This window comes from Flavonifractor plautii ATCC 29863, from assembly GCF_000239295.1.
GTDB classification, from domain to species: Bacteria; Bacillota; Clostridia; order Oscillospirales; family Oscillospiraceae; genus Flavonifractor; species Flavonifractor plautii.
The window spans coordinates 1-5,683 of sequence record NZ_JH417626.1; the positions used below are offsets into that span (position 1 = coordinate 1).

8 protein-coding genes are annotated in these 5,683 nt (G+C 49.8%); all 8 read right to left on the bottom strand.

The window, feature by feature from the left end; genetic code table 11:
- Positions 1 to 27: 27 nt before the first annotated feature.
- Positions 28 to 429: a DUF4313 domain-containing protein gene (locus tag HMPREF0372_RS00415; protein ID WP_007487959.1), complete on the bottom strand. Its 402-nt coding sequence runs from the start codon at positions 427 to 429 to the stop codon at positions 28 to 30.
- A 160-nt stretch (positions 430 to 589) separates the two neighbouring features.
- On the bottom strand, positions 590 to 1,339 hold the full coding sequence (locus HMPREF0372_RS00420; protein ID WP_007487960.1) for a metallophosphoesterase family protein: 750 nt from the start codon (positions 1,337 to 1,339) through the stop codon (positions 590 to 592).
- 16 nt (positions 1,340 to 1,355) lie between these two features.
- Complete coding sequence (locus HMPREF0372_RS00425) at positions 1,356 to 1,997, bottom strand: hypothetical protein (RefSeq protein ID WP_007487961.1); 642 nt, start codon at positions 1,995 to 1,997, stop codon at positions 1,356 to 1,358.
- Positions 1,998 to 2,111: 114 nt separating this feature from the next.
- Entirely contained in the window at positions 2,112 to 2,486 is a 375-nt protein-coding gene (locus HMPREF0372_RS00430) for a type II toxin-antitoxin system PemK/MazF family toxin (RefSeq protein ID WP_021630225.1), read from the bottom strand.
- Between the two features lie 710 nt (positions 2,487 to 3,196).
- Positions 3,197 to 3,637: a sigma-70 family RNA polymerase sigma factor gene (locus tag HMPREF0372_RS00435; protein WP_007487963.1), complete on the bottom strand. Its 441-nt coding sequence runs from the start codon at positions 3,635 to 3,637 to the stop codon at positions 3,197 to 3,199.
- Between the two features lie 316 nt (positions 3,638 to 3,953).
- Positions 3,954 to 4,496, bottom strand: coding sequence for a hypothetical protein (locus tag HMPREF0372_RS00440; protein ID WP_007487966.1), 543 nt, complete (start codon positions 4,494 to 4,496; stop codon positions 3,954 to 3,956).
- A gap of 114 nt (positions 4,497 to 4,610) precedes the next feature.
- Complete coding sequence (locus tag HMPREF0372_RS00445; protein ID WP_007487968.1) at positions 4,611 to 5,204, bottom strand: ImmA/IrrE family metallo-endopeptidase; 594 nt, start codon at positions 5,202 to 5,204, stop codon at positions 4,611 to 4,613.
- 33 nt (positions 5,205 to 5,237) lie between these two features.
- Complete coding sequence (locus HMPREF0372_RS00450; RefSeq protein WP_006877047.1) at positions 5,238 to 5,597, bottom strand: helix-turn-helix domain-containing protein; 360 nt, start codon at positions 5,595 to 5,597, stop codon at positions 5,238 to 5,240.
- Positions 5,598 to 5,683 lie beyond the last annotated feature (86 nt).

Below are 5,683 nucleotides of genomic sequence, written 5' to 3' on the forward strand. Positions count from 1 at the left end.
GTTCACCGTCCAATATGTTTGACAAACCTACAACTCCATATACTCGTCATAAGCCCGTGCGTATCTCTCGTACTTCTCACCGCCGGTTTCTTTCAGAACGGTTTCATCAAATGTCCATAAAGGGTAGGAGCAGAACCCACTTTCTTTGTAGAGCCCAGTATCTTTAGCAAATCCACGATTGAGCAGCTGCGGCGCAAAGGGACAGTTGTTTATATCGACATATGCACTGTTTTTCAAGCCAAGAAATTCTCCAAAAGATTTTGTAAGAATAGCGAACTGTTCTTTCTCATCTGCTCCTTGGATAGGCATATCAAGAACAATCGCAAGGCCAGGCAGTTCTTTGCCCATAAAATCATAAACCGTGTACAATTCCACCCTCGGCTCCAATATAATGGGTGTCTCAAAATAATCTTTAATTTCAAATGTCATTTTTTCCTCCTGATAACAAAATATCACCTATGCTCTACCATATATGTAAATCGCTTTTTCCCCTTTGTGTAGCCTATCTCTTTGCTCTTTTGGCGTCTTCCAATCCGTTCAGAATAAAAGACCAGGGAATGCTGGTTACCCACTCCCTGATCCATTGCGATTAAAAACCCAGTTCAGATATCTTTTCCCACTGGAGGATGTATTTCTGATCTATGATTCGATTCTCATGGTAATGGCCGAAAAACCAGTAAGCGAATTTACACCGCTGGCTGACCATTTCAAGAAAGTCCGTCAGTTCATCCGTTCCATAGGATGGATTGATCTTCTGCACCACACCGCTGGGAGCGCAGTGGGTGAGAACACAGTCTACCGTCCAGTTGACCCGTTCCAAGTTTGCCAGGGCTTCTTGATATTCTGCTTGGCTGGGCATTTCTTCGGCCCACCAGCTTACCCCCTTGACCCGAAACATGGACCGCATCCGACGCATCAGCCAATACCGGTGTTCGAAGTCCGGATCGGCTGGATCGAGAATTCCATCCTGAATATCATGGGAGGCCGCACCGCCCATTGTGAACCAGGTGAGGCCGCCGAAGTCGAAGACCTGTCCCCGCATAAGGTGCAGGATATGCTCCCGCACCACATGGACCCGTCCGCCATTCCATTCTTTTTCTGGTAGAGTGTTCAGCAAGTCAAAATTCTCATGGTTCCCATCCACGAACAGGGTGGTGAAGGGCTTCTTGTTCAGCCAGTCCAACCAATATTGATCTTTCTGGCTTCCATCCCACAGTCCTCCAAAATCACCCGCGATGACCACATAGTCCTCCCAGATCATCTCCTTCTGCTGTGGGAAGTATTTGCTCCCAAAGCGTTGGAAGTCGCCGTGAGTATCACCCGTAATATAAATTGCCATTCCATCGCACCTCGATTTACAGGGTCATTTGCTGCTGCCCTGGCAGTGGGGAGCTAATTTCTGCATCGGTTGCCGTGCGGACACCAAGACCGTTTCTGGTTTTCGTTGTCACCAGCAGGCCATCTTGAACAAGCTGCTCCATCAGTTCGCCCACGAAGCGGTTGGCAAGATTATGCTTGCCTTCTTTATCACAGAGCCTGTGTACAGAGAACTTTTGAGCGACATTTAAAGCAACCGGGCCTGTGATATACAGGTTTTTCCGTTTTGTCCGGCACCGTTCCAGAATTTCATGTGTGATCTCCTCGCGCTTGGTCTCCAACTGTGCCAGATATTCCTCATCGGTAATATCCCAATACCTCTCGTAGCAGTCGAAGCCATAGCAGCAGAACGATTTCGCATCCTTCAGTAGTTCTTGGATGGCTGGGATCTCGTCCATCTCTATAATACCACTAAAGTTCATCGGATGCAGGTATAACTCCTGCCAGCCTTTCGTAACGGTATCAGATGTGCTGTCCCCACCGGGCTGTAGATCCCAGCCCACACTCTGGAACAGGCTGCGGCTTTCTTCATGAAATTTGGCGGCGTCAGTCTCAGCCGGCCAGCCGGAATCGAACTGATAGCGGCTGCGAATCCGGAAGTAAACTTTTCGGTACTCCACTCTTGCTTCACCTCGTTTTCCTATTCCAAGTGCTTTTTCAAACAATACCACAAGTAAGGCGGCAACATCTATTCACCAATACCAACAGAATAAATGTTCATAAATTGACCTATTCTACCGATATCCTTCCGCCAGACCGACGCTGACCCCAAGCGCCCAGTCAATCTGTTTCATCTCGGAGGTGTCCAATGCTCCAACGCGCTCTCTGAGCCTGGACTTATCAATAGTGCGAAGTTGCTCCAAAAGGATAACGGAACCACAGCTCAATCCATTCGCTTGCCTATTCAAACAAACATGTGTAGGCAGCCGCGGTTTTCCCATCTTGCTGGTGATGGGGGCTGCGATCACTGTGGGGCTGTGGCGGTTGCCCACATTGTTCTGCAGAATGAGTACCGGACGGATACCACCTTGCTCAGACCCGATGACTGGCCGCAGGTCAGCATAGTAAATGTCACCACGGCTGATTTCCTGTCTGCAATATGTTTTCACAGAATACACCTCCTCAGCATATTGGGCTTAATATCACAAAAATAGGGACCGCCTCCGCATCTCCCGCATCTGGTTGGAATGGCTGCTCATACGGCATGTTCCGGTCAGTAAACGGGTTTTGGACAGAAGCGATCCCCATAGCTTCTGATATTAAGACTTCACATTTGTGTTGTCTTCTGCTGCGCTCGTATTCGACACTACTTCCCCAAGCGCAAAAGCCTGCGCCACTGGCGCTGGCTCCGTAGGGCGACCATCTGAACCGCGGCTGGCTTCACCGCGTCATGGGACTCTCACCCCCGGCAGGATCTCTGTCGGCCGCCCTCATTGCTTGATCCCCATTTCGGTGGGGGCTGTGACTGGACGGAAGTATCATTATCCCTGGCGGAGTCATTGCGATACAGCTTGCCACAGGCTGTTTTTTGGACGGATGGACCCGCTTGGCACCTTATTTGGCCGTCGTTGATAGAGGGGAAATCCGGCAGGCTGTCATAACCGAACAAAAATGTATAGGTGACTTCGTTTGCAGCCTGTACCAGAACCTCTACAGGTGGTTTTCGCGCATCCTCCAGCGTCGCTTGCCCCTGTCCAGCAGGGGCCCCGTCAGGAAAGTATTCAGACAATCGGATATTCGGTTTTCAAGGAACAAGTGAGAAGCATTTCCTTCTCGCTTGTATAGGGGAAGATGTCGGCATTTTAATAACCCTCCAATTTCAATTTTCTAAAAGTTTTTTCAAAGACTTGAGAATACGGACTTTCCGTTTATGCACTGCAGGCTGTGAAACGCCAATCTCTCTTGCATAGTCAAGTTCACTTTGTCCCTTAAAAAACAACCCCTGTACCAATGCCTGATCCGCAGCAGGCAACGCTGAGATCGCTTGGTACAGGGCCTCTTTCTTCATTTGTTCAAGGATGATGTGTTCCGGGGTGTTGATAGCGTCAATAAACTCCCGGAAATTTTCATAGGCGCCATCCTGACTTCCGATCATCCCACTCGTCTGGATCTCATGGTCAAAAAAGCTCTGATCGTTGTCCTTGATATTCCACCGTGTTCTGCAGTAAGTACGATAGACCTCCTCTGTCACTATGACTTCCTCATATTCCTGAGTGCAGGTGTTAAAAACAATAAGGGTAAACTTCCCGTTGGATTCCATGTGCCTTTCCTCCAAATTTCAAGATTTTGATGGCGAATCAAAATCTTGAAATCAGGGGTACTTGGCGATATAAGCCTCCCAGCCCATGCCGGCCCTCCCAGTGCCGGGCAGAAAAATAGCCGGGGACGCATTTCTGCATCCCCGGCCGATCCCCGCCGCCATATTGCGGCAGGAATACAGAGGGCCGGGACACTTTACAGCGTCCCGGCCCTTGTCAGCTGGTCCTATTCATTTTTGTGCATACCTGCCACTGTACTGAGTATAGCAGAGGCAAAGTCGGAAGGGAGTAGGGATTTCGTCGGTTTTTTATCGGGAATCAGTCGGGATAAAGTCGGGGCATCTCCAATTCTTCCTGAAGTTCCGGCACAGCATAACCAAAAAGGCAGAGGGACAATAAGAAGATCGCCTCGCGCTTCCGGTCATAGAATACGCTTCGCTCCATATTCAGCTCATCCAGCAGATCCCTTTCTGTGCTGTTGAAACGGTGGATAAATTGTTTGGTTAGGATCTCATAGTAAAGTTCCCCCCGGTCAGGGTATCGTTTCAAGCGGAGAAGGGCACGGTCGATCACATCCACCAGCATCCGGTTTTCCATCACACAGCAGACCCGTTCCTCAAACTCCTGCAGATCCATATCCGGGGCGAAGCTTTGCAGATAGATAAGCCCGGTATCAGCGTCCTGAGCGCCCAGCTCCCAGGCATACTCATGCAGTTCCTCCACCCGCTCACTGAGGACCCACACCACATCCCGGTAGATTTTCAAAATCAGCTTTACCCGGTGATAGGCCAGCTGGCTGTCAAATCCAAGGGTCGCCATCTGCCTTTTACATTTCTGCACAGTGGAGCTTTCTTTTCTCATGCCATTCTCCTCCTCCCATGTTCGCTAAACTGCGAACAAAATGCATATAACAAAGCCTGTGAACATTGGTGCGGCTGCACCCCTCTCTTAGGAGGGGGGCTTGCCGTACCAAACTTATATGAGATTGCGTGTTTCCAACCGAATACGCATGGCCTGCTTGGAGACTTGGAAGATCTGAGCCATTTCCGCAACCAACTGCTCATTGCTCCTGCCTGCACGCAAACGGTAAAAACTTCTTTTGATTTGCGGCAGGGGCATGAGGAGAGCAGTAGCCAAAGCATCCGCCTGCCATTCGACCAGGCCGTGGCTTTCATCCAAAGATGTTTTTCCTTCATAGGCAGCCACATCGCCTGTGCCGGAGTACAGCTTCTGGTGCAGGACCCAGTGCCCCAATTCGTGAGCACAGGTGAACCGCAGCCTGCCGAGGAGCCTGTCCACACAAAGCCGCTCCTCCACCAAGATCGTTCCGGCCTTGACTGCAATCAAACGGTAGCGTTTTTCATCTTGGTCGTATAAAATAGCCGCTCCTTCATCAAAAATCGTTTCCCCAAGGATGCTCCCGTTTTTGCGTAGGCAATGATATTCCAGAGTTAGATCAAACTTGGTCTCTATGATAGTTTCAATGGGAACTGCCTGGGGAGGCCCGTCCAACAAAGCGGGATCATACTCTTGCAGGATCTTCCGTCCAATGGTTTCAATTGCGTCCAATCGATACTTTGGTACAGACAAGAAAATCCCCCCTTAGTTCTGGCGGTTCTGCAGCATTTCCATAAATGCCTTCCATTCCTCATCGGTAGCATCTACTTCCTTTGCCACTCTCAATGCTGCGCGGACGATGTCATGCTGGCGGATATAGTCAGGCAGGTCGGCCGGAACCGTCTGCCTGGAATCTGCGGCCAGATCCAGCAGCATTTCATGCTCCTGCTTATCCAATTCCAGAAAAGAAGAGATCCGCTCTACAAATGCTCCCTCTGGCGCTGGCCGGCGACCCTGCTCAATATCACACAGGTACCCATTGGAGATACCGAGGTGTTTCGCGGTATCCCGGAGATTTAATTTGGCCTCTTTGCGCCGTGTACTGATGAAAGCTCCAAAGGTCACTGGTCTCCCTCCTTCATAGAGTTTCGCTGGTTTGCGAACATCTTGTTTATATTATGATAAGGTACAATAATTTTCGCAAATTGAAA

Coding starts and splice junctions, on each gene's coding strand:
- HMPREF0372_RS00440 (WP_007487966.1), bottom strand. CDS start 4,496: ATGAGAAAAGAAAGCTCCACTGTGCAGAAATGTAAAAGGCAGATGGCG.
- HMPREF0372_RS00420 (WP_007487960.1), bottom strand. CDS start 1,339: ATGGCAATTTATATTACGGGTGATACTCACGGCGACTTCCAACGCTTT.
- HMPREF0372_RS00435 (WP_007487963.1), bottom strand. CDS start 3,637: ATGGAATCCAACGGGAAGTTTACCCTTATTGTTTTTAACACCTGCACT.
- HMPREF0372_RS00415 (WP_007487959.1), bottom strand. CDS start 429: ATGACATTTGAAATTAAAGATTATTTTGAGACACCCATTATATTGGAG.